Here is a 24,614-nt window from a genome sequence, read left to right as displayed (position 1 = left end):
TCTACACCCAAGTGCAATTAACCAGATTTCAGGTAATAACAACTCTGTTCACCCTCGCCAGACCATGCGGCGACCCTGGCACGGGGCGGTCGGGTCAGAAACCCGCTCTCACAAGTTCAAAGCGGCAATCAGCTTGCGAACGGCTTCGGATGAGGCTTTGAGCGCCGCTAATTCATCATCGTTCAGGGGGAGTTCGACGATTTCTTCGATGCCACGGCGGCCTAGCCTCACCGGCACACCAAGGACCACATCCGATAGACCATACTCGCCGTCGAGATAGGCGGCACAGTTCATCCGTGTGCCGGAATCGTTGACGACGGCATTAACCATATGAGCAACAGAAGCCGAAGGAGCATAAAAGGCTGAGCCGGTCTTCAGGAAGCCGACGATCTCGGCGCCGCCGTTTACCGTGCGCTCGGCCAGGGCCTGCTGTTTAGCCGCGTCGGCCAGGACGGAGAGAGGCATGCCTTTCACCGTGGTGAAGCGGGGATAGACCACCATGCTGCCGCCGTGTTCGCCCATGACGCAGGGGACGACGTCCCTGGCATCGACGTTCAGTTCTTCGGCGATGAAGGCGGCCAGGCGGCCGCCGTCCAAAACGCCGGACAGGCCGAAGATGCGCTCCCGAGGCAGGCCGGAGACCTTCAGAGCCAGGTAGGTCATGGCGTCCACCGGGTTGGTGACGATAATGAAGACGGCGTTGGAGGACACGGCCAGCGATTTCTCCACCACCTCGCGGACGATCCTGGCATTGATGCCGATAAGCTCGTCGCGGGTCATACCCGGCTTGCGGGCTATGCCGGCAGTGATGACGACGATGTCAGAGCCTGCCGTCACCTCGTAAGAGTTCGAGCCGATCAGTTTATGGGTGAAGCCAAGGACATTGGCCGACTGCCGCAGGTCAAGGGCTTTGCCCTGGGGGATACCTTCGACAACATCTACCAGGGCGATATCTGCGAAATCTTTCTCGATGAGACGCTGGGCCAGGGTGGCGCCGACATTGCCGGCGCCGACAACGGTGATTTTCATCTTAGATTCCTACTCCAACCGGGGATTAAATCCCCTTTAGTCCCCCTTTTTCAAAGGGGAAGATTACTAGCGCAGTTTTTCGATGATGGCGTCGGCCACCTGCGACGTCCCGACCGGGGTTGCGCCCGGGGCAGCCAGGTCGTAAGTGACGGATTTGCCTTCGGCGATTACGGCGGCGATGGCTGTTTCCAGCCGGTCAGCCGCGGAAGTCTCGTTGAGGTGCCGCAGCATCAGCACGCCGGAGAGCATCATGGCCATGGGATTGACCTTGTTCAAGCCCTTGTACTTGGGGGCCGAACCGTGGGTTGGCTCGAAGACGGCGAAGTCATCGCCGATGTTGCCGCCGGGAGCGACGCCCAGGCCGCCAATCAGCCCGGCGCATAAATCAGACAGGATGTCCCCATAGAGGTTAGGACAGACGATGACGTCAAATTGCTGCGGATTCCGGACCAGCTGCATGGTCATATTGTCTACGATGCGGTCCTCGAACTCGATGTCCGCGTAGGCGGCAGCCACGTCCCGGGCTACCGCCAGGAACAGGCCGTCGGAGAATTTCAGGATGTTGGCTTTATGTACCGCGGTGACTTTTTTACGGCCGTAGCGGCGGGCGTATTCGAAGGCGTACTTCACGATGCGGCGGGTGCCGGTTTCTGAGATCATCTTGATGGAGAAGCCGGCGTCCTCGCGGATCTGCTTCTCTCCCTTGTCTTTGAGCATCCGCTTGAGCTTCTCGGCCCATTCAGTGCCGCGCTCGAACTCGATGCCGGCGTAGAGGTCTTCCATATTTTCTCGGACGATCACGAGGTCGACATCTTCGTATCGCGAGGGAACGCCTTTATAGGTTTTGCACGGACGAAGGCAGGTGTAGAGATCGAGGGCCTTACGAATAGCGACGTTGACGCTGCGAAAGCCGGAGCCGACGGGGGTGGTGATGGGGCCTTTGATGGCTACTTTATTCTTCCTGATGGAGTCTAAAACGTTGTCCGGCAGCGGCGTGCCGTACTGGGCGATGACATCAACGCCGGCATGCACCACTTCCCAGTTGAATTTGACCCCGGTGGCTTCAAGGACGCGGCGGGTGGCGTCCGAGATTTCCGGGCCGATGCCGTCGCCGGGGATGAGGGTTACGTTGTGAATCATGGCGCTCCTTTAATGACAATCACGGATAGGGTTTACTGGCTGTGCTCAAAATAATTTGATGGCTACAGCTTGAAATCGCCGTGTTTCTTGATGTAGGGCATCAATCCGCCTTCGTTCAGGATGGCCAGCATAGCGTCCGGTATCTTGCCGAAAGTTAAAGTCTCGCCGTTGGTCAGGTCGCGGATGACGCCCGCCGCCAGGTCAACCTCGAGTGTGTCGCCGTCAGCGATGCGGTCGGTGTCGCAGACCAACACCGGCAAGCCGACATTGATGGCGTTCCGGAAAAAGATGCGGGCGACGGACTTGGCCAGGACGGCAGAGACTCCGGCCATCTTGATGATAACCGGCGCGTGCTCCCGCGACGAGCCGAGGCCGAAATTGCTGCCGCCGACGACGAAATCACCCCTCTTGACCCTCGAAGCGAAGGTCGGGTCGGCATCCTCGAGGACATGCTTGGCCAGCTCCGGCAGGTTGCTGCGGAGATGGACGAGGCGGCCGGGGGCGATCAGGTCGGTGGAGATGTTGTCGCCGAACTTGAAGGCTGTGCCTTTTAATACTCGGGAATTATCCATAATGGTGTTTAAATACCCCTCTCCTTAAGTTCCTCTCCCACAAAGGGAGAGGAAAATGGGCTAGACCTCCCGCGGGTCGGTGATGACGCCGGTGACGGCCGAGGCGGCGGCTGTCGGCGTGCTGGCAAGATATATCAGTCCTTCAGGATTGCCCATGCGGCCCAGGAAATTGCGGTTGGCGGTAGACAGGCAGGTCTCGCCGTCGCCCAATACGCCCTGATGAACGCCCAGACAGCCGGCGCAACCCGGAGGCAGAATCGTTGCCCCGGCCTGAACCAGGTCCTGGATGTAGCCCATCCTCATCCCAGCCAGCATTACCCGGGGGGAGGCGGGAGCCACTAAAAGGCGGGTGGCCGGGTTGCGTCGCTTGCCGCGCAGGATATCGGCGGCCAGTTTCAGGTCTTCGAGGCGGCCGTTGGTGCAGGTGCCGATAAAGACCTGATCAACTTTTATACCCTTCAGTTCGCCGACAGCGGCGGTGTTGTCAACGGTGTGCGGCCGGGCGACGGTTGGCTCGAGAGCCGCAAGATCGATGTCGATAACGCGCTCGTAGACCGCGTCCTCATCCGCAAAGAGGCGGATGTGGTCTTGAGACCGGCCCTGCTGGGTGAGATATTCCAGGGTCGCGTCGTCTGACGGGAACAGGCCGACCTTGGCGCCAGCCTCAACGGCCATATTGGCGATGGTGAGCCGGTCGGTCACCGGCATGGCAGCGGCCCCCGGGCCGCCGAACTCCAGCGATTTGTAGGTCGCCCCGTCAGCGCCGATCATGCCTATAAGATGCAGGATAACATCCTTGGCGGTGACATGGCGCTGCAATTTCCCGGTCAGACGGATGAAGTAGGTCTCCGGCACCCGGAACCAGGTCTTGCCCAGGCCGAAGGCCGCGGCTACGTCCGACGAGCCCATGCCGGTGGCGAAGGCGCCGAGGCCGCCGGCGGTAACGGTGTGCGAATCGGCGCCGACGATGACATCGCCGGGGCGGGCGTACTTTTCAGCCATGATCTGATGGCAAACGCCTTCGCCGACATCGGACAGCACCGCGCCGTAATCTTTGGCGAACTTGCGCAGGAAGGTGTGGTCGCACGAAAGCTGTTTTTGCGGCGACGGCGCGGCGTGATCAATAAAGAGGATGGTGTGCGTCGGGTTGGCCAGTTTCGGCAGGCCGAGGCTTAAGAACTCGCGGACTGTCAAAGGCCCGGTGGTGTCCTGAACTAAAGCCCAATCAACCGGCGAGACGACGATGTCTCCGGGCTTAACTTCAAGACCGGTTTTCATCGAGAGGATTTTTTCAGTTAAAGTTTTAGCCATACAACCTCAAAATCCGAATATCGAAGTGCGAAATCCGAAAACAAATTCCAAATCATAATCCAGAAACATCGCCCTCACCTCTTATCCTCTCCCGCGAGTCCGCGCGGGCGAGGAGGTCAAGGGACGATGATAGCCAGGACGTCGTCACGAGAAACGCGGTCGCCGACGCCGAATTTGACCGCCGCCACCGTGCCGTCAGCCGGCGACGGCAGGTCGATGGCCATTTTCATCGCCTCCAGGACAACCACGGTATCGCCGGACTTGACCTTGTCGCCGACCTTGACTTCATAGCGCAGGACGACACCGGGCATAGGAGCCAGCACGTCTTCGCCGCAGGGCTCCGGGGCGGCAGCGGGTTTTGCCTCGGCTTCGGCCACCGGGGACTCGACTGGTTTCGGCGTCACGACCGGTTTGGGCGGTTCAACCGCTTTCGGTCCTTCGACAGGCTCATGACGAACAGCCGTCGCCGGGGGCGGGGCTGCGGCCGAACGCTGGGCCGGAGGAGCGGCGTAGACTGCCGGCGCGGCGGTGGCCGTCGGTTCTACGCCGACGCAGTACACCTTGCCGTCCAGATGGACGTTGAAGTGCCGCAGGCCGCTGGCGGGGACAGACACCGGAGAGGGCGCCGGGGCGGCGGGCTTCTCGGCGGTCTTTTCGGCCAGCTTTCCGGCCCTGGCTTTGGCGATAAGCTCGTCCTCGCGCTTGACGTCGTCGAGGGTTTTAGCTTTGACGTCGGCCGGCGGGGTTTCAAGGCCATACTTCCATTTCAGGAAGCGCAGGCCGACCTGCGGGTACAGGGCATAGGTCAAAACGTCGCCGATGTCCCTGGCGATGCCCTTGGTAGCTTCTTTGGCCGCCTCAAGCTCCGGTTTCAGGACGTCGGCGGGGCGGACGGTGATGGGCGACTCGCCGCGCTCGTAGCCTTTGAGGGCCAACCTCTGGATTTCCGGGTCGACCGGCATCGGCGGGCGGCCGTAGAGGCCATAGAAGTAGTCTTTGACCTGGGCGGAGATGACCTTGTACCGACCGAAGAGGACGTTCTGCACTGCCTGAATGCCGACGATCTGGCTGGTCGGCGTGACCAGCGGCGGGAAACCCATCTCCCTGCGAACGCGGGGAATCTCTTCATAAACCTCGTCGATGCGGTTGAGGGCGCCGGCCTCGCGCAGCTGCGAGACAAGATTGGAGATCATGCCGCCCGGCACCTGGTGCTCCAGCACCGCCGTATCTATAGCCGACATCCTGGTGGTGTCCTGGAAATCGCGGTATTTGGGGGTGATGGACTCGAAATAGTCACCCAGCTTGAGAAGCTGGTGCAGGTTGAGGCCGGTGTCCCGCGGCTGGCCGGAAAAAGCGGCAACAAAAGGTTCGACCGCCGGGTGCGAAGTCCGCAGGGCCCAGGGCGCCAGGCAGGTGTCGACGATGTCGGCGCCTGCCTCAACGGCCTTGTACATGCTCATCGAGGCCATGCCGGAGGTGTAGTGGGTGTGGAACTGAACCGGTATCTTCAACGCTTTTTTGAGCGCCTTGACCAGGGTGTAAGCGTCGTTCGGGGCGATGATGCCGGCCATATCCTTGATGCAGAAGGAATCGGCACCCATAGCCTCGAACTTTTTGGCTTTTTCAATATAATAATCGAGGTTGTAGACCGGGCCGCCCATCGTCCGTTCGGTCAGCGAGTAGGAAATGGCCAGCTGGGCGTGCTTGCCCCTGGACTTGATGGCCGCAAGGGCTGTTTCGAAATTGCGTTCGTCGTTGACGGCGTCGAAAACGCGGAAGATATCCACGCCGCAGTCCGCGGCGTGCTCCACGAAGGCGGTGACCACGTCATCGGCGTAGTTGCGGTAACCCACCAGGTTCTGACCGCGGAGCAGCATCTGCAGCGGCGTCCTGGTGGCGCGTTTTTTCATCTCGCGCAGCCGGTCCCAGGGGTCCTCGTTGAGAAAGCGGATGGGTACATCAAAGGTGGCGCCGCCCCAGACCTCCATGGAATGGAAGCCGGCCTGGTCCATGTCGCCGATGATGCCCAGGATGTCGTCGGTGCGCATCCGGGTGGCGAAGAGCGACTGGTGGCCGTCGCGGAGCGTCAGGTCGGTAATCTTGAGTGGCTGAGCCGGCATGTTCTCCCCCTTCTATACCGAGGCTGTCGATTCAGTTTGCAGGTAGGCGGCCACGGCAGCGGCGATGAGCGTCTTGAGCCGCGTCATGTCAGGCGGCGGCGCGCTAATGCCCTCCGACTCAAGATAAGCCAGAACGGCAGCGCTTATTATAGCGATTTCAGGGTAATTCATCATCATCGGCGATGCCAAACAAAAACCCATGCTATTCTAGCGGAAAAGGGCGGCGGTGGGAAAGGCGGAGTATTGTATTTGTCATTCTCCGCCAAAGCGGAGAATCCATTCACGAAACTAGTTCCGGGTACAGGTCATGCCATTCGGGGTTCTGAGTCTCGATAAGTTCGATTTTCCAGGCGCGATTCCATTTCTTTAGGCGTTTTTCCCGCCATATAGCCGCGGCGACATCGGTGGTCTGCTCATAATGCACCAGTAAATGAACGCCGTATCTTTTAGTGAATCCCTCAATCAGATCGTTCCGGTGTTGGCAAACCCGGCGGACCAGATCATTCGTCATTCCGATGTATAAAGTACCATGGCGTTTGCTTGCCATTATATAGACATAATACTCATGCATGGCTTATAGATTCCCCGCTATAGCGGGGAATGACAATGGTTTTGGTTATAAAGGGATATTCCCGTGCTTCTTGGCCGGGTTCTTACCCTGCTTGCCGGCCAGGACCTTCAGGGCCTGGATCAGGCGGGGGCGGGTTTCGGCGGGGACGATGACATCATCGATGTAGCCCAAGGCCGCGGCCTGGTACGGATTGTCGAATTTCTCCCGGTATTCCGAGACGCAGCGCTGGCGTTCCGCATCGGGTTCGGCGGCTTCGGCGATCTTTTTACGGTGGATGACGGCCACCGCGCCCTCCGCCCCCATGACGGCGATCTCGGCGCAGGGCCAGGCCAGGTTGATGTCGCCACGGAGATGGCGCGAGCTCATGACGATGTAGGCGCCGCCGTAGGCTTTCCTGGTGATGACGGTAATCTTGGGCACCGTCGCCTCGGCGTAGGCGAAGATGAGCTTGGCTCCGTGGCGGATGATGCCGCCGTGCTCCTGGTCGACGCCGGGCATGAAGCCGGGCACGTCCACGAAACTGACCAGCGGGATGTTGAAGGCATCGCAGAAACGGACGAAGCGCGCCGCCTTGACCGAGGCGTTGATGTCTATGACACCGGCCAGGTAGTTCGGCTGCTGGGCGACGATACCGACGCTCTGGCCGTCCAGCCGGCCGAAGCCGACGATCATGTTGGGGGCGAAACCGGCGTGGACCTCCATAAAGTCGCCGCCATCAATGACGGCGGTAATGATCTTCTTCATGTCGTAAGGCCGCTTGGGGTCGTCAGGGACGATGGAGTTAAGAGACTCGTCAGTCTGTGGAGCGTGGGTCTTCTTTACCGCCAGTTTCGGCGGGCTTTCCTTGAAGCTCGACGGGATGAAGGACAGCAGCCGCCGCACCGCGGCGAAGCAGTCCACCTCGGAGTTGAAGGTGAAATGGGACACGCCGCTCTTTTTGGCATGAACGTCGGCACCGCCTAAGGCCTCGTGGGTCACTTCTTCGCCGGTGACCGCCTTGACCACGTCCGGGCCGGTGATGTACATCTGTCCCAGGCCCTTGACCATGAAGACGAAATCGGTCAAGGCCGGGCCGTAAACCGCGCCGCCGGCCGATGGGCCGACGACGATCGAGATCTGCGGGATGGAACCCGAAGCCAGGGCATTCAGGAGCAGAATATCGCCGACGCCGCACAGGGAAGCCACGCCCTCCTGGATGCGGGCGCCGCCGGAGTCATTGATAGCCAGCAGCGGCGCGCCCTGGTCAATGGCCATATCCACGATCTGGCGCACCTTCTGGCCGACCACCTCAGAGATGGAACCGCCGAGAACCGTGAAATCCTGGGAGTAGATAAAAACCTTTCGCCCGTCAATAGTCCCGCAACCTGTCACCACGGCGTCGCCGGGGTGGATGGCATCGGCCAGGCCGAAATCGGCGGACCGGTGCGAGCAAAAGGCGGATAACTCGGTGAAAGAGCCGGGGTCGAGCAGTTTTTCGATGCGCTCCCGGGCGGTCAGCTTGCCGCGGGCGTGCTGCGCCTTGATCCGCGCCTCGCCGCCGCCGCAGGCGATCTGCTGCTTTTTGGCTTCAAGTTCGGTCAGTTTTTCTTTCATTGAACAATCATTCACCTAAACAGGATGCCGCTATCTTAGCACAGGGGTATCAGACAGGCAATAAAAAAGCCCGCGACAACGGGCCAGAACAAGCGTAGCCCTCCTTGCGAAGGGCTACGGCGATATTCGATTAAAGGCGCCGGAACAGTTCTAGACGGCGACCGAGATGCGGGCTTCGGTCTCATCGGCGGCGCGGCTGCTCTTCTTGATCTCTTTGACGGACTGGATGTAGGGGCAGTAGCCGTCGTCAAAGAAGGTGCAGCGGTTGGAAAAGCCCGAGTAGTGACATAGACCGCAGTGCTGAGTGGCGACCTGGAAACTTGATTTCGTCATCTGCCTGTTCCTCCCGATCTATTTGGACATGCCCCAGACCGATGGTACGATACCAGTGTACTTAAGGACTAGTACCGGTGTGGGGAAGTGACCGCATTATATAGTACCGGCGGGAACAATGTCAATAGGTATTTGTACTTAGTGACGGGCGATTTTACTACGTGGTTTTACAAGATGCCTGATCGGGGCGACGACCAAAAGACATGCCCGGCGCGCCACCGCAAAACCCGTTATCATTCTCCTTTACGAAAGGGAGAAGCGCCTTCGGAGGACCAACCCGGGCGATTGCCATGACCTGTCGCCGGCAAGTCCCGTAACGACAAATATTATTCGGGCTTCTTGTCTTCCCGTTCCGGGAACCAATTCTTGAGCCGGGTATTAATAATCTTCTCCTGCCCGATTTCCGACGGGAAGTAAAAGCGCTTGTTCTTGAGCGAGTCAGGCAGGTTCTGCTGTTTCACGAAGCCGCCGGGGAAATCGTGGGCGTATTTGTAGCCCTTGCCGTAACCGAGGTCTTTCATCAGGCCTGTCGGGGCGTTGCGGAGGTGGAGGGGCACCGGTTCGATGGGGTTCTTAGCGATGGTCTCCTGCACCCGTTTGTAGGCCATATAGAGCGAGTTGCTCTTGGGCGCCGCGGCCAGGTAAACCACCAGCTGCGCCAGCGCCACATTGCACTCCGGCATGCCGACGAAATGGACCGCCTGCTGCGCCGCCATGGCGAGCACCAGCGCCTGAGGGTCAGCCATGCCGATGTCTTCCGAGGCGAAGCGGATCAGGCGGCGGACGACGTACAGCGGGTCCTCCCCGGCCTCCAGCATCCGTCCCAGCCAGTAGAGCGAGGCGTCCGGATCGGAGCCGCGGAGAGATTTATGTAAAGCCGAGATGATGTCGTAGTGCTGCTCTCCCGCCCGGTCGTAGAGCAGTGTTTTAGCCTGGGCGGCGTCATCGATGGCCTCGTTGGTAAGCTGCCGCCGGCCCTCGGCGTCGGGCGGCGTGGTGCGGGCGGCCAACTCCAGGATATTCAACGCGATTCTGGCGTCGCCGCTGGCAAGATTGATGACCTGGGCGGCGGCCTCGTCAGACAGGACGACGTTCGATGACCCGATGCCGCGCTCGGCGTCGGCAATCGCCCGGTCGAGGATGACCCGCATCTGGTCCTCGGTCAGGCCTTTTAATACATAGGTCCTCGCCCGCGACAGGAGCGGCGAGATGACCTCGAACGACGGGTTCTCCGTCGTCGCGCCGATAAGGGTCACCGTGCCGTCCTCGACGTAGGGCAGGATTGTGTCCTGCTGGCCCTTGTTGAAGCGATGGATCTCGTCGATGAAGAGTATGGTCTTCTGGTTCTGTGCCAACCGCCGCTGCTTGGCCTCGTCGATGATCTTTCTAAGGTCGGCAACGCCGGCGGATACGGCGCTCACCTGGGCGAAATGGGCGTTGGTGGCTTTAGCCATCAGATTGGCCAGCGTCGTCTTGCCGGAGCCCGGCGGCCCCCATAAGATGATGCTGGGTAACTCCCCGGCGTCGATAGCCCGCCGCAGAGCCCGGCCTTCGGCCACCAGGTGCTCCTGGCCGACGTACTCGTCCAGGGTTCTGGGGCGCATCCGGGCGGCTAAAGGCGCCGACTGATCGCGCAGTTTCTCAAAATGGGCTTCGAACATGTCCCGGGGCATTTTTCAGCCTCCCGCGGAGAATCTCCATAACCGTTTCCGGCTGGTCGGTGGAAAAGACTATATGCCGGTAGCGGCCGGTTTTCAACTTGAGGTCTATCCTATGCTTGCCGACCAGGGTATAGGCTTTGACCCAGCCTTCTTTAGTCAGATTGACGCGGTAACCCCAGCCGCCGTAGGCCAACCCTGACCGCTTGTCCTGTTCGGAAGATTCGATATCCTCATAGCGGACGGCGGTCTTGAAGCGGCCGAAGGCCAGATTGACGGCGCCCGGTTCTACGGTGAGACTGTAGGTAATGAAACTTGTAATGAACCATGCCGTCCCCAGGAAAACCGCAGCCATTAAAAACCAGACAAACGCCGGAGGGGGATTGGACACAACGGGACCCGAAAAAACCTGTACCAGCGCCATGCCTAAAAAGAGGATGCCGAGAAGCACCTCAAACGCCGCCAGGAACTTCATGGGCGTGATCGAAATTTCTTCCCGGTAAAGCTCTTCACCCCGCGGGGGTACGACGGGCACCTCTAGCGGTACCTCTTCACCTGGAACTTGGACAACTTAAGCGGCTCGCCAGGGGAAATGCCGGCCTTCTGGCAGCAAATATCTATCTGCTCCTGGGGTGTATTCACCCCCTCCAGGTCAGGCAGCAGCAGGCCGCGGCGCCAGCCGCGTTCGACGATGACGCCGTATTTTTTAGGATCGAGTTCGGCGAACACCGCAGGCTCAGGCGCCGTCAGCACGTCAACGCTGTAAGATAGGCGCTCAAGTTCCTGCGGCGTGATGGGCAGGAAGCGAGGGTCGCGGGTGGCGGCGGAAATTGCGTTGACGATGATTTCCTCGGCCACATTCGGCCGCGACGGCTCGAAGGTGCCGATGCAGCCGCGGAGCTGGCCGTCTTTTTTGATGGACACGAACACGCCGGCTCGCTCACGCATCTCCGGCACCAGGCCCTCCGGCGGCTTAATAATCCTGCGCTCTTTGACATACGCCTCGACGGTGTCTCTAGCCAGCTTCACCAGCGGCGACATTTCCGTACGGCGGACGATGACCCCGGCGTAACCGACCACAGAGGAATAGTCGCCAGAGGCATCGCCGGAGGTCTGGTAGCGGACCAGTTCGGCGCTCCTGGCTCCCAGCGCCCTGGCGGCGGCCAGCATGGCCACCACCGGGGCGTAGCCGCACATCGAGATGCGCTCCCTGATCACCCGGTCCAACAAGGCCGCTTCGTCCATATTGAGGATTTCCTCGATGGCGCGGCGGTCCTTGGCCGAGGCCGATTCCTGAGGCTCATAGTGCGACATGTCGGACGAGGCGACGATGACGACCTTTTTGCCCGGCGCCTCCTTTATGGCCTGGGCGATGCTGGCGCCGATCTCCCGGTAGATATCGAGAGTTGCCACAGCCAGGATGATAGGCACAATCTTAAGATCCGGCTTGAAGTACTGCAGCAGCGGCAGCTGCACCTCGATGGAGTGCTCCCCCTGGTGAGCGGTGCGGTCCTCCTGAAGGTACTTGGAGGTGGCCAGGATGTTCTGCGCCAGGGCTGAATCAATTGGCACCTCGCCAAGGGGCGTCTGCCAGGAGCCCACGGTCATAATCGAGAACGGCTTACCCATGCCGGTGTGGTTGGGACCGAGAATGATATAGGTGTCGGCCGGCTCGATGCGGGCGATAACCGAGGCGGCGACCGCCCCGGAATAAATATAGCCGGCGTGGGGCGAGACGATGCCGATGGCGTCGATTTTATCCTCGACCTCCTCAACGAATGTCTCGATAAGCGACCGGAGGCTGCCGGCGGCGCCGGGATAAAAACGGCCGGAGGCGATGGGCTGCCTGATCATTGCCATAGTCCCCCTCCTCACTCTCAGGTTAGTGTTCGGTTATTCTACCTTTTATCATGGCTTATCTAAACCCGGATGTTTAGGGCTGTGCCGCAATATTTGCACCTGTCCCCTTCGAGCCCAACCAGCCGGGCGTAAAAACCGGAGCGTTCGACAGCCGTTTGGCCGCAAACGGGGCAGACGGTATTGGCATGACAGTTGCCGGGCACGTTGCCCAGGTAGACGAAGTTAAGGCCGGCGGCCTTGCCGTGCCCGTAGGCGCGTTCCAGCGTCTCCAGCGGCGTGGCCGGGCAGTCCAGCATTTGCCGGCGGGGGTGAAAACGGGTAATGTGCCACGGCGTGTCTTTGCCCAGGCTGGCGGCGATCCAGCCGGCGATGCCGGAGATCTGAGCGTCATCGTCATTGATGCCGGGGATGACGTTGGTCACTACCTCAACATGCATGCCCCACTTGTGCCTGGCCCGTTCAGCGATCGAAAGAATGCCCTCGAAATGGGGGATGCGCCCGATCTTTTGATAAGTGTCGTCGCGGAAGCCTTTGACGTCCACCCGCCAGGCGTCCAGGTAGGGACCGACGGCATCAAGGTGTTCCTCCGAGGCATAGCCGTTGGTGACATATACAGTGTACAGGCCTTTGGCCTTAGCCAGTCTGGCGGATTCAAAGGTGTATTCCAGCCACACCGACGGCTCGTTATAAGTCCAGGCGATGCCCCCGCAGCCGGAGTTCCGCGCCGCGGCGACGGCTTCAGCCGGCGGCATTTCGCGGGAACGCTCCAGGCAGGCGCCGTCCTCCGGGCAGGCGATCTCCCAGTTCTGGCAGCCTCGGCAGTGGAAGTTGCAGCCCCATGAACCTAGCGAGAAGACCTTAGTCCCGGGATGGAAGTGGTAAAGCGGCTTTTTTTCGATAGGATCGACAGCCGCGGATGAAATCTTGGCGTAGTTCAGGTTGAATAATTCGCCGCTCTGGTTTAAATACTTGCGGCAGACGCCCGCTTTGCCGGCGTTGATCTCACAGTACCACTGGCAGGTGCGGCATTTCACCCGGTTTCCCGCCAGCTTTTCCCACAAAAGCGCAGGGCGCATCAAGATTCTCCTGGGTAAATTATAGCACCTGGCTCATGAAACGGTTGCCGGCGTTTGCGCCAAAATATTCCGGTAAAACACCTTACGGCGGGTCGCCGGGCGCGCTATACTTTGGATGCCGAATTCTACCGAAAGAGGTTGAGAGATGATTCTTGTTACAGGCGCCAGCGGTTTCGTGGCCAGCCATCTGATACCAAGGCTGCAGAGAGAGGGGCACCGGCTGCGCTGCCTGGTAACCAACGCCGCCGAGGGCGGGCGGATCAAAGCCCCCGGGGCTGAGCTGGCCATCGGCAACGTCACCGACCCGGCTTCCCTGCCCGATGCCATGGAAGGTGTTGAGACCGTCATCCACCTGGTGGCGGTCATCAGGGAAAAAGGCCCGTTCAACTTCCGGAAAGTAAATGTTGAGGGGACGCAAAACGTCGTCGAAGCGGCCAAAAAGGCCGGGGTGAGACGCTTCATCCACATGGGCGCCCTGGGCGCCACCCCTGATCCGGCCTACAAGTACTTGAACTCCAAATGGCTGGGCATGGAAGCGGTTAAAGCCAGCGGGCTGGACTGGTCGATCCTGATGCCTTCGGTTATGTTCGGCGAAGGCGCCGGATTTATCGCCTCGCTGCTCCGGTCAATACACATGGCGCCGTTCATCGTGCCCGTGGCCGGCGACGGCAAGACCATGCTGCAGCCGATTTGGGTGGGAGATGTGGCAAACTGCGTGTTGAAGCTGCTGGAAGGCCAAAAAATAGGCCAGAGCGTAGCAATCGGCGGCCCGGAAATCATGACCTACGATGAACTGATTGGGTATATCCTTGCCGCGCTGGGAGAAAAACGTTTCCGCCTTCACGTGCCGAGATGGCTGATGAAACCGGGGGTGGCGGTCATGGAGGCGCTGCTCAGCAATCCGCCGATCACCATGGTTGAATTTAAATCAATGGAAATCCCCAACATCACCGATCCGGAAGCGGTGGAGAAGGAATTCGGCTTTAAGCCGATGCCCATCCGGGACGGCCTGGGCTACCTTAAAATCAAGACTTAAGCGCCCGCCAGAGCTCCTCGACCCGGTGCCTGAGATCGGCCATCGGGAGATCGGTGTCGATGACCGCCGAGGCGTAGCGCCGGCGCACCTCATTAGAGGTCTGGCAGGCGATGCGGGCCCGGGCTTCGGCTTCAGTGTAACCCATTTTATTGACCAGCCGGTCCAGGACTACCTCCGGCGGCGCCGCCGTCAGCCAGATTACGTCAGTCTGCCGCATCCAGCCGGCTTCGATGAGCAGGGCAGCCTCGACAACGGCGACTTTATAGCCCTGCGACCGGAACTCCGCAACTTCTTCGGAAACAGCCTGGCTGATGGCCGGGTGGGTGATGGCGTTGAGGGTCTCAAGCGCCGCGGTGTCACAGAAAACGATCCGGGCCAGTTTCCGGCGGTCAATAGCGTCATCGGCGTCCAGGATCCCCTCGCCGAAAGCGGCGACGATGGCCCATTTGAGGTCGTGGTCTTCCCGCAGCAGCCGATGGCCGACTTTATCTGCGTCTATAAAAGCGGCGCCGAGTTCCTTGAGCATGGCGCCGACAGTGGTCTTGCCGCTGCCGATACCTCCGGTCAAGCCAATGACTATCATAGCAAGGCTCAAGTCTAGGGGCGGCGCAGTTCAAAGTCAAGACGCGATTGACACCCACCTATGTTAAGGCTATCCTGAATCAATGGCTGAAACCGGATCCAACCCATTCGACAGCGCCGGTGCCGCGGCTGACGCGCCGGCGCCGGCTTCGGAAAAAGCCATACCCGCCTGGGGCTTCTGGCCGACGATGGGATTTAGCGTCCTCATCGGCATGGTCAACGCCATGGCCTCGATGCTGGCGGTGTTCATTGCCCTGGACGTGGCGCTGCTCTCAGACCCGGACCTTAATTGGACAGATTACATTTTTTCCGAGTTCGGCACCGAGTTCAACGCCGTTATCGTTTTCTCCATCATATTTTCCGGCGCGGTCTCGCTGTTACTTATCGGTGCGCTTATCAAAGCCAGGCACGGCGCCTCAATCAAAGAGTATCTGGCAATCAGGCCTCTGCCGTTTGGAACTATCGGCAAACTCGTTCTGTTGACCTTTGGGCTGGCGCTGCTTTCAGGGTTGATCGATACGGTGTTCCGGGAGGCGCCGGGCGGCTCCGCCGGAGCGGTTTTTCAGGGAGTGTGGCCGGTATTCGTCTGGCTGGCTGTCGTAGGCGTTGCCCCGTTATTTGAGGAGGCTTTGTTCCGCGGCTTCATGTTCCGGGGCTTCAGCGGCACCCGCTACGGCGCCGCCCTGGCGATAGGTTTGCCTGCCCTGTGGTGGGGGCTGCTGCACGTCCAGTACGGCGGATTCGACCAGGCGGTAATTGTCGCCCTGGGGATCATACTCGGCATCGTGAGATGGAAAACCGGATCCCTTTGGGGTCCGATAACAGTGCACGCGGTATGGAACGCCGTTGCCATGATCCAGGTCAGCGTCGCCTGAGGGCTGTCCCAGGGCTTCTCGGATAGCTCCAAAAAAGTGTATTAAGGACAAGAAAATGAACCAGAAATCGACTACCGCCGGCATACTGACGATTGTTTCCGGGGCCATTGGAATAATCGGTTCGCTGCTGGCTTTCGCCCTGCTGCCGATGATCAGAACCATCCTCAACGACCCGCAGTTTCAGGACCCGTCGCTGACGCCTTCCGAAATGGAGTTGCTGATTGACTTCACCACTGCTTTCGTCGGTTTCTGGGGCGTATTCGGGCTGATTCTTTCAGTCTTCACCATCGTCGCCGGGGTATATACCACCCGCCGCCGCGCCTGGGGCCTGGGACTGGCCGGTTCCATCGTCAGCCTGTTCCTGTTTTTTCCCACCGGCGTGCCGGCTTTGATCCTGACCGTGCTGGCGCGGCCGGAGTTTGCCGCGACCGCCCAACAACCTGACTCAGTCGAACCGGCCGGCTGACGGTGAGAAGCCCCATCCCGTGATTATCCGGGCAGCCGCCGGCAGCTTCCGAACGTTGCTCCGGATTTTGGCGTTGTGCTATACTGCTGTGTTATACTAGCAACTTGGCAAAAACGCGCGCATTTTTTAGGAGGAGTTCACTTGCCGACCACGACCACCACCATTAAGGAATTACTGGAGTCAGGGGCGCACTTCGGCCATCAGACCAGCCGCTGGCACCCCAAAATGAAGAAGTACATTTTCACCAAGCGCAACGACATCCACATCATTGACCTGGAAAAAACGGTGGTGATGCTCGAGAAAGCGCTTGAGTACCTGCAGAGGGTCGTGGCCGAGGGCGGCAAGATCCTGATTGTCGGCACCAAGAAACAAGCCCAGGAAATCGTGGCCGAGGAAGCCAAACGCGCCGGCCTGTACTACATCAACCAGCGCTGGATCGGCGGCATTCTGACCAATTTCGCCGCGATTCAGAACCGCATCGATTACCTGGTACGGCTGGAAGACCAGCAAGCCCGCGGCGAACTGGCCAGGCTGCCCAAAAAAGAGCAGCAGCAGCTGACCGATGAAATGGCCAGATTGAACAAAATGATGGGCGGCTTCAAAGAGATGACCGCTTTACCGGATGTCGTCTTTATCGTCGACCCAACCAAGGAAAAAATCGCCCTGGCCGAAGCCCAGCGCATGGGCATACCGATTGTGGCCATGGTGGACACCAACTGCAGCCCGGTGGGCATCGACTATCCCATCCCGTCCAATGACGATGCCATGCGGGCTATCAAGCTCATTCTTTCCCGGGTAGCCGATGTGGCTATCGCCGCCCGCGAAAACCTGTCCAAGATTGAGGTTGATCAGGTGGTGACCCCCGACGCCGAGCTCGACGAGAAACTGGCCGCCGACGCGGACGCCGCCTAAACGAGATTACAAAGGAAAAACGACATTGCAGATATCAGCCGAAGCCGTCAAACAACTGCGCGAAAAATGCGGCGCCGGAGTCATGGAGTGCCGCAACGCCCTGATCGAGAGCCAGGGGGATATAGATAAAGCCTTCGAAACCCTTCAGGCCAAGGGTTTCCTTAAAGCCGCCAAAAAGGCGGAGCGGGTAACCGGCCAGGGACTGGTTGAGGGATACGTCCATACCGGCGGCCGTGTCGGCGCGTTGATTGAACTCAATTGCGAAACCGATTTCGTAGCCCGCACCGAGGAATTCAAAAAACTGGCCCATGACATCGCCATGCAGGTTGCCGCCATGTGCCCGTTGTATCTCACCGAGGCCGATCGGCCGGCCGACTGTGAAGCGGAAGCCAGCGCCGCCTGCCTCATGACGCAGCCGTTCATCAAGGATCCTTCGAAGACGATCAAGGACCTGATCACCGATACCATCGCCCGCACCGGGGAGAATATCCGGCTGAAGAGGTTTGTCCGTTTCGAACTCGGCGGCTAAAAATCCGCCAGCGCTGCGGCGCCCCTCCGGATTAGGCCGCGGCTTAATAACGACGGGACCGGAGTTGACTTGACCGAACTAAAGTACCACCGGGTGCTCCTCAAACTCTCCGGGGAGGCTTTTGCCGGCAGCGGCAGCGGCATTATCGATATTCCCACTGTCCGCGGCATCGCCCTCCAGATCAAAGCCCTGTCCCAGAACGGCATCCAGGTCGCTATCGTCGTCGGCGCCGGCAACATCTGGCGCGGCGCGGCCGTAGCCAAAGACGGCATCGACCGCGTCACCGCTGATTACGCCGGGATGCTAGCCACGGTCATCAACGCCCTGGCCCTTCAGGATATGCTGGAGAAAGAAGGCGTAACCACCCGGACCCAGTCCGCCATCACCGTGCAGCAGGTGGCCGAGCCGTTCATCCGCCGGCGCGCCATCCGCCACCTGGAGAAGGGCCGCGTCGTTATCTTTGCCGGCGGCACCGGCAATCCCTACATGACCACCGACACCGCCGCCGCCCTCCGGGCGATCGAGATCGAAGCCCAGGTGCTGCTCATGGCCAAGAACCGGGTGGACGGCGTTTATTCGGCCGACCCCCAGAAGCACCGGGACGCCTCCAGGTTCGACCGGCTGACTCACCTTGAAGCCCTGTCCAAACGCCTCAAGGTGATGGATGCCACCGCCCTGTCGCTGTGCCTGGAGAACAAGCTGCCGATTATCGTTTTCGATATGACGGCTCCGGGCAACCTGGAGCGGGCCGTCGGCGGCGAGAGTGTCGGCACACTAATTTCGAGCGAGGCCTAGAATTATGACTGTCAACGAGATCCTGCAAGGCGCCGAAAAGAAGATGACGGTATCCATCGAGGTGCTGCACCGGGAACTGGCCGCCATCCGCACCGGGCGCGCCTCTTCCCACATTATCGAACACGTTCGGGTGGACTATGCCGGCACGCCGACCCCGATTCACCACCTGGCGAACATTTCGGTTCCGGACGCCCGCCAGATCCTGATCCAGCCGTGGGACCGCACTATGGTCGGCCAGGTTGAAAAAGCCCTTATGAAATCCGACCTGGGGCTGACGCCTTCGAGCGACGGGCAGGTCATCCGACTGATTATCCCGCCGCTGTCTCAGGAACGGCGCGTTGAGCTGACGAAGATGGTTCACAAACGGGTGGAAGAGGATAAGGTGGCCATCCGCAACCTCCGCCGCGACGCGCTGGAGCATATTAAGAAGCTGGAGAAGGATAAGGAATTATCCCAGGACGACTGCAAGAGAGCCCAGGATCAGCTTCAGAAGCTGACCGACTCATATATCGCCAAGGCAGACAAGCTCGGCAAAGACAAGGAGCAGGAACTCCTTACCGTTTAGAGACGCCTGAACTGGATAAAAAAGAGGCGCCCCGGGCGGGGCGTCTCTTTTTTATTCGGACGACCTGAACTTAACTTTAACGTGACGGCCGTCGCAGAAGGGCTTGTTATTGGAATGGCCGCAGCGGCAGAGGGTGACCCGGTTCCTGATTTCATAGACAAAGCCGTCAGCGGCTTCAACGGCGATGCCGCCGCGGACCCAAATAGGACCGGATCTGCCCTTGACCGGATCTTCGACGAGGCCGATTGAAGGCGGAAGGAGCGGCTCCAGTAATTTGCCGCTTTTATCTCTGAGCACGATCCGCCCCGACGGGCATTCGGCGGCTTCTTCGATCGCGATTTCCTTCGATACGGCGTCATCAGACTTCTGCACCAGATGCCAGGTATCGCCGGCTCGCTGGCAGAACCTGGCCTGGGAGCATAGTACCGGTACCTCCGACAGGGTCAGTTCCGGGCCGGCAAGCTCCATCGACCGGGCGGCGAACGGTTCCCGGCTGGCGGTTTCCGTGCCGTCAAAACCGTTGCTGAAATGTGACCCATCGCAAAACGGTTTGGTCTTTGACCCGCCGCAGCGGCACAGTGCGTAAGCTGACGGGGCCCCGAATTTTCGGCCTTCCCGCCAGCCGTGGCTGTGCCCGTCCGGGTCATGGCAGATGATCCACTCCGAAAGCGGTACGCCGCCGGTGACAATATACGGTCCGTTGGCTGTCACTTTGATCTTATAACCGGGAGCCGCCGGCATCGGGGTTTCTTCACTCACAGGCCGCCTCCTTTACTAATCGGTATGATAATATGGTAGCCCCCTGACGCTGTCGGCGCAATCCGGCTGAGGCATAAAACCCCGGTTGCCGACACCAGCCCCGGGAATGTAGAATAATAGTTCACCGATTGAAAGAAGGATCATTTATGGAACAGGAAATAACCACCGGAACTTTCAGGGTTAAAAGCGGCCTGGCCCAGATGCTGAAGGGGGGCGTGATCATGGATGTCACTACCCCGGACCAGGCGCTCATCGCCGAGGAGGCAGGCGCCTGCGCCGTAATGGCTCTGGAACGGGTGCCCTCCGATATCCGGGCCGAGGGCGGCGTCGCCAGAATGGCTGATCCCACGGTGATCAAAGCCATTATGAAAACGGTCACCATCCCGGTCATGGCCAAGTGCCGCATCGGTCATTTTGTCGAAGCCCGGGTGCTCGAGGCCATGGGCGTCGATTTTATCGACGAGTCAGAGGTGCTGACCCCGGCCGACGAGGCTCACCACGTCTGGAAACATGATTTCAAGGTGCCTTTCGTTTGCGGCTGCCGCGATCTGGGTGAAGCGCTGCGCCGCATCGGCGAAGGCGCCGCCATGATCCGCACCAAAGGCGAGGCCGGCACCGGCAACGTCGTCGAGGCGGTGCGGCATATGCGCGCCGTGCAGGAAGGCATCCGGCGCGTCACCGCGGCGCCGCCAGAGACGCTCATGGCCATCGCTAAAGAACTGGGCGCTCCTTTCGAACTGGTGCTTGAGATTCATAAGACCGGCAAACTGCCGGTAGTCAACTTTGCCGCCGGCGGCATCGCCACCCCGGCCGATGCCGCTTTAATGATGCAGCTCGGCGCCGAAGGCGTCTTTGTCGGCTCCGGCATTTTCAAGAGTTCCGATCCGGCGCGCCGGGCCCATGCCATCGTCAAAGCGACCACCCATTACCAGGACCCGGTGATCGTCGCTGAAGTCTCGGAAAGCCTGGGCGATGCCATGCCGGGTATCGAGATCGGACAGATCGCCCCGGATAAATTACTGGCCAAACGGGGCTGGTAGCCAAATGCTCGTTTTTCACGAAGCAGAATCCATCAATCTTGTTTAAAGCGAGTTCTGCGGCGGCCTTTTCCCTGGAATGACGGATTCCGGTTGTACGGACGGTCTGTAATTTGCCTAGCCCCCTCAAGCGTTTTTAGCTATAATGAGGCTGCCTTGATTTACCGCATTGAAGTTATGCCAGCGCCGGGGCTGCCGGACCGCCGCGGCGCCGCTCTCCTCAAGGACATCGCCGACCTGAACCTGTCCGGGGTGAATTCCGCCCGGGTAGTTGAAGTCTACTGGCTGAAGGGCAACATCGACCGGGCGGCGGCGGAGACAATTGCCCGCGAAGCGCTGACCGATCCGGTGACCGAAACATTCCGAATCGACGAGCCTGGGGAAAAAACCACCGCCGGCCGCGCCGTACTGGTCGCCCACAACCCCGGGGTCACCGACCCGGTCGAAGAAACCATTCTGAAAGCCGCCGCCGATCTGGGCATCGCGCTCGAAGCCGCCCGTACCGGGCGGCTGTATCTCCTCGGCGGTTCTTTCAGCCGGCCGACGCTCGATCTGGTCACCAACCGCCTGCTGCTTAACCCCATCGTCCAGCACGCGGTAAACGAGCAATCGGTCATCTTCGGGGAAAATCCCGCTTATCATTTCCAGCTCCGCCAAATAGACCTGCCGGACGGAGATGCCGCGCTGTGCGACGTGGGTAAACTTTTCTGCCTGTCGCCGGACGAGGTAAGAGCTGCCGCTGAATATTATGCCAAGGCAGGACGTAAACCGACCGACGTGGAACTGGAAACCCTGGCCCAGTCATGGAGTGAGCATTGCGTCCACAAGACCTTCAAAGCCAGGTATGATTTCGACGGCCAGGTCATCGACAACCTCCTCAAAACAACCATCGCGCGGGCGACGAACCAGCTTGACAAGGATTGGTGCCTGTCCGTATTCGTGGACAACTCCGGCGTCATCGATTTCGACGGCGAGAACGCCGTCTGTTTCAAGGTCGAGACCCACAACCACCCATCGGCTGTCGAGCCGTACGGCGGCGCCGCCACCGGCCTGGGCGGCGTCATCCGCGACGTGCTCGGCACCGGCCTCGCAGCGCGGCCAATTTTCAACACCGATGTTTTCTGCTTCGGCGAACCGGACATGGCTGATGAGGAGTTGCCGCCGGGGACGCTCCACCCGCGCCGTGTTTTTAAAGGTGTTCGCTCAGGGGTAGCGGACTACGGCAACCGCATGGGCATACCCACGGTGAACGGCGCCGTGCTGTTCGATAACCGCTACACCGGCAACCCGCTGGTTTTTTGCGGCACCGCCGGCATCATGCCGGCCTGGGCGGCCAGGCCGGGCAGGCAGTCTCCAGGCGATCTCATCGTCCTCATGGGCGGCAGGACCGGCCGCGACGGCATTCATGGCGTCACCTTCTCATCGGAGGAATTGTCCGATAAGTCAAACGAGCAGTCCTTCTCTTCGGTGCAGATCGGCAATCCCATTGTCGAGAAGCGGATGACCGAAGCCATCCTGAAAGCCCGGGATGAGAGACTCTTCACCCGGATTACCGACGTCGGCGGCGGCGGCCTGTCTTCAGCCGTCGGCGAAATGGGCGAAAGCACCGGGGCAAAGGTTTATCTCGATCGGGTGCCGCTGAAATACTCCGGCTTGTCCTACGCCGAGATCTGGATCTCCGAGTCTCAGGAGCGCATGGTCCTCGCCGTGCCGCCGCAAAATTTCGACAGGTTGCTGGAAATCTGCCGCGGCGAAGGCGTGGAAGCAACCGCCATCGGCGAATTCACCTCCGATAAAAAACTCAAGCTTTATTATGACGAGAACCTTGTCTGTGACCTTGATATGGAATTCCTGCACGGCGGCCGGCCGCAGCTCGAACTCAGGGCAAGCTATAAGGCGGCGGCTTTCCCGGAGCCGACCTTCCCCTGCCCGGCGCGGCTTGATGACGACCTTCTAAGACTGCTGTCACGCTGGAACACCTGCGCCAAAGAGTGGGTCATCCGCCAATACGACCATGAAGTGCAGGGCGGCAGCGTGCTGAAGCCCCTGGTGGGACATAATTCCGACGGTCCGGGCGATGCCGCCGTTATCCGCCCGGTGCTGGATTCAGGGCGCGGCGTTATTGTGGCCTGCGGCATTAACCCGGCGTACTCCGAGATCGATACCTACCGCATGGCGGCCTCAGCCATCGATGAAGCCGTCAGGAACACCGTCGCCGCCGGCGGTTCGCTCGGCAGACTGGCCTTGCTGGATAATTTCTGCTGGGGCTCGGTCAAGGACGAGCAAAGCCTGGGCGCGCTGGTCCGAGCCGCGCAGGCATGCGCCGACCTTTCCCTGGCCTACGGTACCCCGTTCATCTCCGGCAAGGACTCGCTCAATAACCAATTTCGGGTCGGCGACAGAGTGGTTTCCATCCCGCACACCCTCCTGGTTTCGGCCATCGGAATCATGCCCGACGCCGAACGGGCGGTGACTATGGACTTTAAAGGCGAAGGGAACCTGATCTACCTGGTGGGCGAAACCAAAGCCGAACTCGGCGGTTCCGCTTATTACGCCGCCCACGGCTTTATAGGGAATTCGGCCCCGGCAGTGGCTCCGGCGCCGGCGAAGGCGTCTTACCAACGGCTGTCCGCCGCTACCGCCCGCGGCCTGGCGCGCGCCTGCCACGACCTGTCGGAAGGCGGTCTGGGGGTCGCCCTGGCAGAGATGGCTTTTGCCGGCGGGCTTGGCGCCAGGATAAATTTGAGCCGGGTACCACAGCCCGGCGACATCATTCGGGATGACTACCTCCTCTTCTCCGAGTCCAATTCCCGACTTCTGGTGGAGGTGGCGCCCGCTGACCGGGCTGATTTTGAGCTGATTATGGAAAGTTCAGCCTTCGGTCTTATCGGCGAAGTGACCAGCAGCCCGCGCCTGAAGGTCCAGGGGCTTAACGGCAGCCTGGTCATCGACCAGCCGTTAACCGAGCTGAAAAACGCCTGGCAGAGGCCGCTGAAATGGTAACAGAAGTGCGCGTCATGGTATTGCGGGCGCCGGGTACCAACTGTGACCGGGAACTGGCCCATGCCTTCGAGATCGCCGGAGGTAAACCAAGGATAACCCACATGAACGAACTGATCGGCGGCTCGCAAACGCTGTCCGATTACCATATCCTGGGACTGCCGGGCGGCTTCTCCTATGGCGACGACCTCGGCGCCGGCAAAGTGCAGGCCAACGAGATGCGGCTGCGCCTTTTTGAACAGCTTGCCGCTTTTATCGACCGCGGCGGTCTGATTATTGGGATCTGCAACGGCTTTCAGGTGCTTATCAAAACCGGCATCCTGCCCGGGCCGGCCAGGCAGGAACTGCCCCACGTTACTCTGACCAATAACGATTCCGGGCGTTTTGAATGCCGTTGGGTGAAACTGTCCAGCACCCCCGGCAACCGCTGCGTTTGGACTGAGGGCATCGAGCAGCTGGAAGCGCCGGTGGCCCATGGAGAAGGCAAACTGGTTGCCGCGCCATCCACCCTGTGCCGCCTGCGCGCTGTTTTTTATTATGCCGACAATAATTGGCGGCCGACCGCTGAATACCCCGCCAATCCCAACGGCTCGGTGGGCAATATCGCCGCGCTGACGGACGATACCGGCCGCGTCTTTGCTTTGATGCCCCACCCGGAACGGTTTGTCCGAGCCTCCCAGCACCCTGGTTGGACGCGCCGGAACATCGAGGAACCCGGCGCTGGGCTAAGGATCTTCCAAAACGGCGTCGACGCCGCCAGGCGCAGTTGACGCCCGCAGCCATTTATTTTTGAGC

General features: G+C 60.2%; 25 protein-coding genes. 10 read left to right on the top strand and 15 right to left on the bottom strand.

Annotation, left to right across the window (positions count from 1 at the left end):
• Positions 1 to 108: 108 nt before the first annotated feature.
• The 13 genes from mdh to amrS form a co-directional block, all read right to left on the bottom strand.
• Positions 109 to 1,029, bottom strand: coding sequence for a malate dehydrogenase (gene mdh / locus DEALK_RS05295; RefSeq protein WP_058439252.1), 921 nt, complete (start codon positions 1,027 to 1,029; stop codon positions 109 to 111).
• 66 nt (positions 1,030 to 1,095) lie between these two features.
• Entirely contained in the window at positions 1,096 to 2,169 is a 1,074-nt protein-coding gene (locus DEALK_RS05290; protein ID WP_058439251.1) for an isocitrate/isopropylmalate dehydrogenase family protein, read from the bottom strand.
• Positions 2,170 to 2,231: 62 nt separating this feature from the next.
• A complete protein-coding gene (locus DEALK_RS05285; protein ID WP_058439250.1) occupies positions 2,232 to 2,741 on the bottom strand; it encodes a 3-isopropylmalate dehydratase small subunit in 510 nt (169 codons plus the stop codon).
• A 60-nt stretch (positions 2,742 to 2,801) separates the two neighbouring features.
• On the bottom strand, positions 2,802 to 4,052 hold the full coding sequence (locus DEALK_RS05280) for a 3-isopropylmalate dehydratase large subunit (protein WP_058439249.1): 1,251 nt from the start codon (positions 4,050 to 4,052) through the stop codon (positions 2,802 to 2,804).
• A gap of 116 nt (positions 4,053 to 4,168) precedes the next feature.
• A complete protein-coding gene (locus DEALK_RS05275; RefSeq protein WP_058439248.1) occupies positions 4,169 to 6,172 on the bottom strand; it encodes a pyruvate carboxylase subunit B in 2,004 nt (667 codons plus the stop codon).
• Positions 6,173 to 6,184: 12 nt separating this feature from the next.
• The gene (locus DEALK_RS10140) at positions 6,185 to 6,361 is read right to left on the bottom strand and encodes a hypothetical protein (protein ID WP_186007579.1); all 177 of its coding nucleotides are present in this window, start codon (positions 6,359 to 6,361) and stop codon (positions 6,185 to 6,187) included.
• A gap of 91 nt (positions 6,362 to 6,452) precedes the next feature.
• Positions 6,453 to 6,743 (bottom strand): GIY-YIG nuclease family protein, encoded by a 291-nt coding sequence (locus tag DEALK_RS05270; RefSeq protein ID WP_058439247.1) that lies wholly within the window; start codon positions 6,741 to 6,743, stop codon positions 6,453 to 6,455.
• A gap of 45 nt (positions 6,744 to 6,788) precedes the next feature.
• Positions 6,789 to 8,336 carry an acyl-CoA carboxylase subunit beta gene (locus tag DEALK_RS05265; RefSeq protein WP_058439246.1) on the bottom strand — a complete coding sequence of 516 codons (1,548 nt, stop codon included), beginning with the start codon at positions 8,334 to 8,336 and terminating at the stop codon, positions 6,789 to 6,791.
• A gap of 150 nt (positions 8,337 to 8,486) precedes the next feature.
• A complete protein-coding gene (locus DEALK_RS05260; protein ID WP_058439245.1) occupies positions 8,487 to 8,669 on the bottom strand; it encodes a hypothetical protein in 183 nt (60 codons plus the stop codon).
• 326 nt (positions 8,670 to 8,995) lie between these two features.
• A complete protein-coding gene (locus DEALK_RS05255; protein ID WP_058439244.1) occupies positions 8,996 to 10,342 on the bottom strand; it encodes a replication-associated recombination protein A in 1,347 nt (448 codons plus the stop codon).
• On the bottom strand, positions 10,311 to 10,862 hold the full coding sequence (locus DEALK_RS05250; protein ID WP_058439243.1) for a hypothetical protein: 552 nt from the start codon (positions 10,860 to 10,862) through the stop codon (positions 10,311 to 10,313). Before DEALK_RS05250 ends, DEALK_RS05255 begins: the two co-directional genes overlap by 32 nt.
• A gap of 2 nt (positions 10,863 to 10,864) precedes the next feature.
• The gene (gene amrB, locus DEALK_RS05245; RefSeq protein WP_240608226.1) at positions 10,865 to 12,187 is read right to left on the bottom strand and encodes an AmmeMemoRadiSam system protein B; all 1,323 of its coding nucleotides are present in this window, start codon (positions 12,185 to 12,187) and stop codon (positions 10,865 to 10,867) included.
• Between the two features lie 59 nt (positions 12,188 to 12,246).
• Positions 12,247 to 13,263, bottom strand: coding sequence for an AmmeMemoRadiSam system radical SAM enzyme (gene amrS / locus DEALK_RS05240; protein ID WP_058439242.1), 1,017 nt, complete (start codon positions 13,261 to 13,263; stop codon positions 12,247 to 12,249).
• Between the two features lie 145 nt (positions 13,264 to 13,408).
• Here amrS and DEALK_RS05235 point away from each other — a divergent pair, with 145 nt between their 5' ends.
• On the top strand, positions 13,409 to 14,299 hold the full coding sequence (locus DEALK_RS05235) for a complex I NDUFA9 subunit family protein (protein WP_058439241.1): 891 nt from the start codon (positions 13,409 to 13,411) through the stop codon (positions 14,297 to 14,299).
• On the opposite strand, the gene coaE is transcribed toward DEALK_RS05235, so the two are convergent.
• Positions 14,289 to 14,882: a dephospho-CoA kinase gene (gene coaE, locus DEALK_RS05230; RefSeq protein ID WP_058439240.1), complete on the bottom strand. Its 594-nt coding sequence runs from the start codon at positions 14,880 to 14,882 to the stop codon at positions 14,289 to 14,291. The two genes, DEALK_RS05235 and coaE, sit on opposite strands and share 11 nt — an antisense overlap.
• Before the next feature lie 82 nt (positions 14,883 to 14,964).
• Here coaE and DEALK_RS05225 point away from each other — a divergent pair, with 82 nt between their 5' ends.
• The 6 genes from DEALK_RS05225 to frr all read left to right on the top strand — a co-directional run bounded on the left by DEALK_RS05225 (position 14,965) and on the right by frr (position 19,023).
• Positions 14,965 to 15,756 (top strand): CPBP family intramembrane glutamic endopeptidase, encoded by a 792-nt coding sequence (locus DEALK_RS05225; RefSeq protein WP_058439239.1) that lies wholly within the window; start codon positions 14,965 to 14,967, stop codon positions 15,754 to 15,756.
• A gap of 55 nt (positions 15,757 to 15,811) precedes the next feature.
• Positions 15,812 to 16,222 (top strand): DUF4064 domain-containing protein, encoded by a 411-nt coding sequence (locus DEALK_RS05220; protein ID WP_058439238.1) that lies wholly within the window; start codon positions 15,812 to 15,814, stop codon positions 16,220 to 16,222.
• 141 nt (positions 16,223 to 16,363) lie between these two features.
• Complete coding sequence (rpsB, locus tag DEALK_RS05215; RefSeq protein ID WP_058439237.1) at positions 16,364 to 17,134, top strand: 30S ribosomal protein S2; 771 nt, start codon at positions 16,364 to 16,366, stop codon at positions 17,132 to 17,134.
• A 25-nt stretch (positions 17,135 to 17,159) separates the two neighbouring features.
• Positions 17,160 to 17,663 (top strand): translation elongation factor Ts, encoded by a 504-nt coding sequence (locus DEALK_RS05210; RefSeq protein ID WP_083496361.1) that lies wholly within the window; start codon positions 17,160 to 17,162, stop codon positions 17,661 to 17,663.
• 69 nt (positions 17,664 to 17,732) lie between these two features.
• Entirely contained in the window at positions 17,733 to 18,458 is a 726-nt protein-coding gene (gene pyrH, locus DEALK_RS05205) for a UMP kinase (RefSeq protein WP_058439236.1), read from the top strand.
• A gap of 4 nt (positions 18,459 to 18,462) precedes the next feature.
• Positions 18,463 to 19,023 carry a ribosome recycling factor gene (frr, locus tag DEALK_RS05200; RefSeq protein ID WP_058439235.1) on the top strand — a complete coding sequence of 187 codons (561 nt, stop codon included), beginning with the start codon at positions 18,463 to 18,465 and terminating at the stop codon, positions 19,021 to 19,023.
• A 51-nt stretch (positions 19,024 to 19,074) separates the two neighbouring features.
• Here frr and DEALK_RS05195 read toward each other — a convergent pair whose 3' ends face one another.
• Entirely contained in the window at positions 19,075 to 19,782 is a 708-nt protein-coding gene (locus DEALK_RS05195; protein WP_240608224.1) for a CDGSH iron-sulfur domain-containing protein, read from the bottom strand.
• Positions 19,783 to 19,928: 146 nt separating this feature from the next.
• Here DEALK_RS05195 and pdxS point away from each other — a divergent pair, with 146 nt between their 5' ends.
• The 3 genes from pdxS (at position 19,929) to purQ (ending at position 24,589) form a co-directional block, all read left to right on the top strand.
• Positions 19,929 to 20,822, top strand: coding sequence for a pyridoxal 5'-phosphate synthase lyase subunit PdxS (gene pdxS / locus DEALK_RS05190; protein WP_058439234.1), 894 nt, complete (start codon positions 19,929 to 19,931; stop codon positions 20,820 to 20,822).
• Positions 20,823 to 20,978: 156 nt separating this feature from the next.
• Positions 20,979 to 23,822, top strand: coding sequence for a phosphoribosylformylglycinamidine synthase subunit PurL (gene purL, locus DEALK_RS05185; protein ID WP_058440044.1), 2,844 nt, complete (start codon positions 20,979 to 20,981; stop codon positions 23,820 to 23,822).
• Positions 23,816 to 24,589, top strand: a complete 774-nt coding sequence (gene purQ / locus DEALK_RS05180; RefSeq protein ID WP_058439233.1) for a phosphoribosylformylglycinamidine synthase I — start codon at positions 23,816 to 23,818, stop codon at positions 24,587 to 24,589. Before purL ends, purQ begins: the two co-directional genes overlap by 7 nt.
• Positions 24,590 to 24,614: the final 25 nt, after the last annotated feature.

The sequence above is a fragment of the Dehalogenimonas alkenigignens genome (assembly GCF_001466665.1).
GTDB classification, from domain to species: Bacteria; Chloroflexota; Dehalococcoidia; order Dehalococcoidales; family Dehalococcoidaceae; genus Dehalogenimonas; species Dehalogenimonas alkenigignens.
The sequence above is the reverse complement of the archived record's forward strand: the minus strand, read 5'-3'. Positions and strand labels throughout refer to the sequence as shown.

What these genes read in the sequence shown, in the direction of transcription:
- DEALK_RS05280 (WP_058439249.1), bottom strand. Translation starts at nt 4,052, where the DNA reads ATGGCTAAAACTTTAACTGAAAAAATCCTCTCGATGAAAACCGGTCTT.
- mdh (WP_058439252.1), bottom strand. Translation starts at nt 1,029, where the DNA reads ATGAAAATCACCGTTGTCGGCGCCGGCAATGTCGGCGCCACCCTGGCC.
- DEALK_RS05220 (WP_058439238.1), top strand. Translation starts at nt 15,812, where the DNA reads ATGAACCAGAAATCGACTACCGCCGGCATACTGACGATTGTTTCCGGG.
- DEALK_RS05255 (WP_058439244.1), bottom strand. Translation starts at nt 10,342, where the DNA reads ATGCCCCGGGACATGTTCGAAGCCCATTTTGAGAAACTGCGCGATCAG.
- DEALK_RS05265 (WP_058439246.1), bottom strand. Translation starts at nt 8,336, where the DNA reads ATGAAAGAAAAACTGACCGAACTTGAAGCCAAAAAGCAGCAGATCGCC.
- coaE (WP_058439240.1), bottom strand. Translation starts at nt 14,882, where the DNA reads ATGATAGTCATTGGCTTGACCGGAGGTATCGGCAGCGGCAAGACCACT.
- frr (WP_058439235.1), top strand. Translation starts at nt 18,463, where the DNA reads ATGACTGTCAACGAGATCCTGCAAGGCGCCGAAAAGAAGATGACGGTA.
- pdxS (WP_058439234.1), top strand. Translation starts at nt 19,929, where the DNA reads ATGGAACAGGAAATAACCACCGGAACTTTCAGGGTTAAAAGCGGCCTG.
- DEALK_RS05270 (WP_058439247.1), bottom strand. Translation starts at nt 6,743, where the DNA reads ATGCATGAGTATTATGTCTATATAATGGCAAGCAAACGCCATGGTACT.
- DEALK_RS05225 (WP_058439239.1), top strand. Translation starts at nt 14,965, where the DNA reads ATGGCTGAAACCGGATCCAACCCATTCGACAGCGCCGGTGCCGCGGCT.
- DEALK_RS05285 (WP_058439250.1), bottom strand. Translation starts at nt 2,741, where the DNA reads ATGGATAATTCCCGAGTATTAAAAGGCACAGCCTTCAAGTTCGGCGAC.
- DEALK_RS05275 (WP_058439248.1), bottom strand. Translation starts at nt 6,172, where the DNA reads ATGCCGGCTCAGCCACTCAAGATTACCGACCTGACGCTCCGCGACGGC.
- purQ (WP_058439233.1), top strand. Translation starts at nt 23,816, where the DNA reads ATGGTAACAGAAGTGCGCGTCATGGTATTGCGGGCGCCGGGTACCAAC.
- DEALK_RS05260 (WP_058439245.1), bottom strand. Translation starts at nt 8,669, where the DNA reads ATGACGAAATCAAGTTTCCAGGTCGCCACTCAGCACTGCGGTCTATGT.
- amrB (WP_240608226.1), bottom strand. Translation starts at nt 12,187, where the DNA reads ATGGCAATGATCAGGCAGCCCATCGCCTCCGGCCGTTTTTATCCCGGC.
- amrS (WP_058439242.1), bottom strand. Translation starts at nt 13,263, where the DNA reads ATGCGCCCTGCGCTTTTGTGGGAAAAGCTGGCGGGAAACCGGGTGAAA.
- DEALK_RS05235 (WP_058439241.1), top strand. Translation starts at nt 13,409, where the DNA reads ATGATTCTTGTTACAGGCGCCAGCGGTTTCGTGGCCAGCCATCTGATA.
- DEALK_RS05290 (WP_058439251.1), bottom strand. Translation starts at nt 2,169, where the DNA reads ATGATTCACAACGTAACCCTCATCCCCGGCGACGGCATCGGCCCGGAA.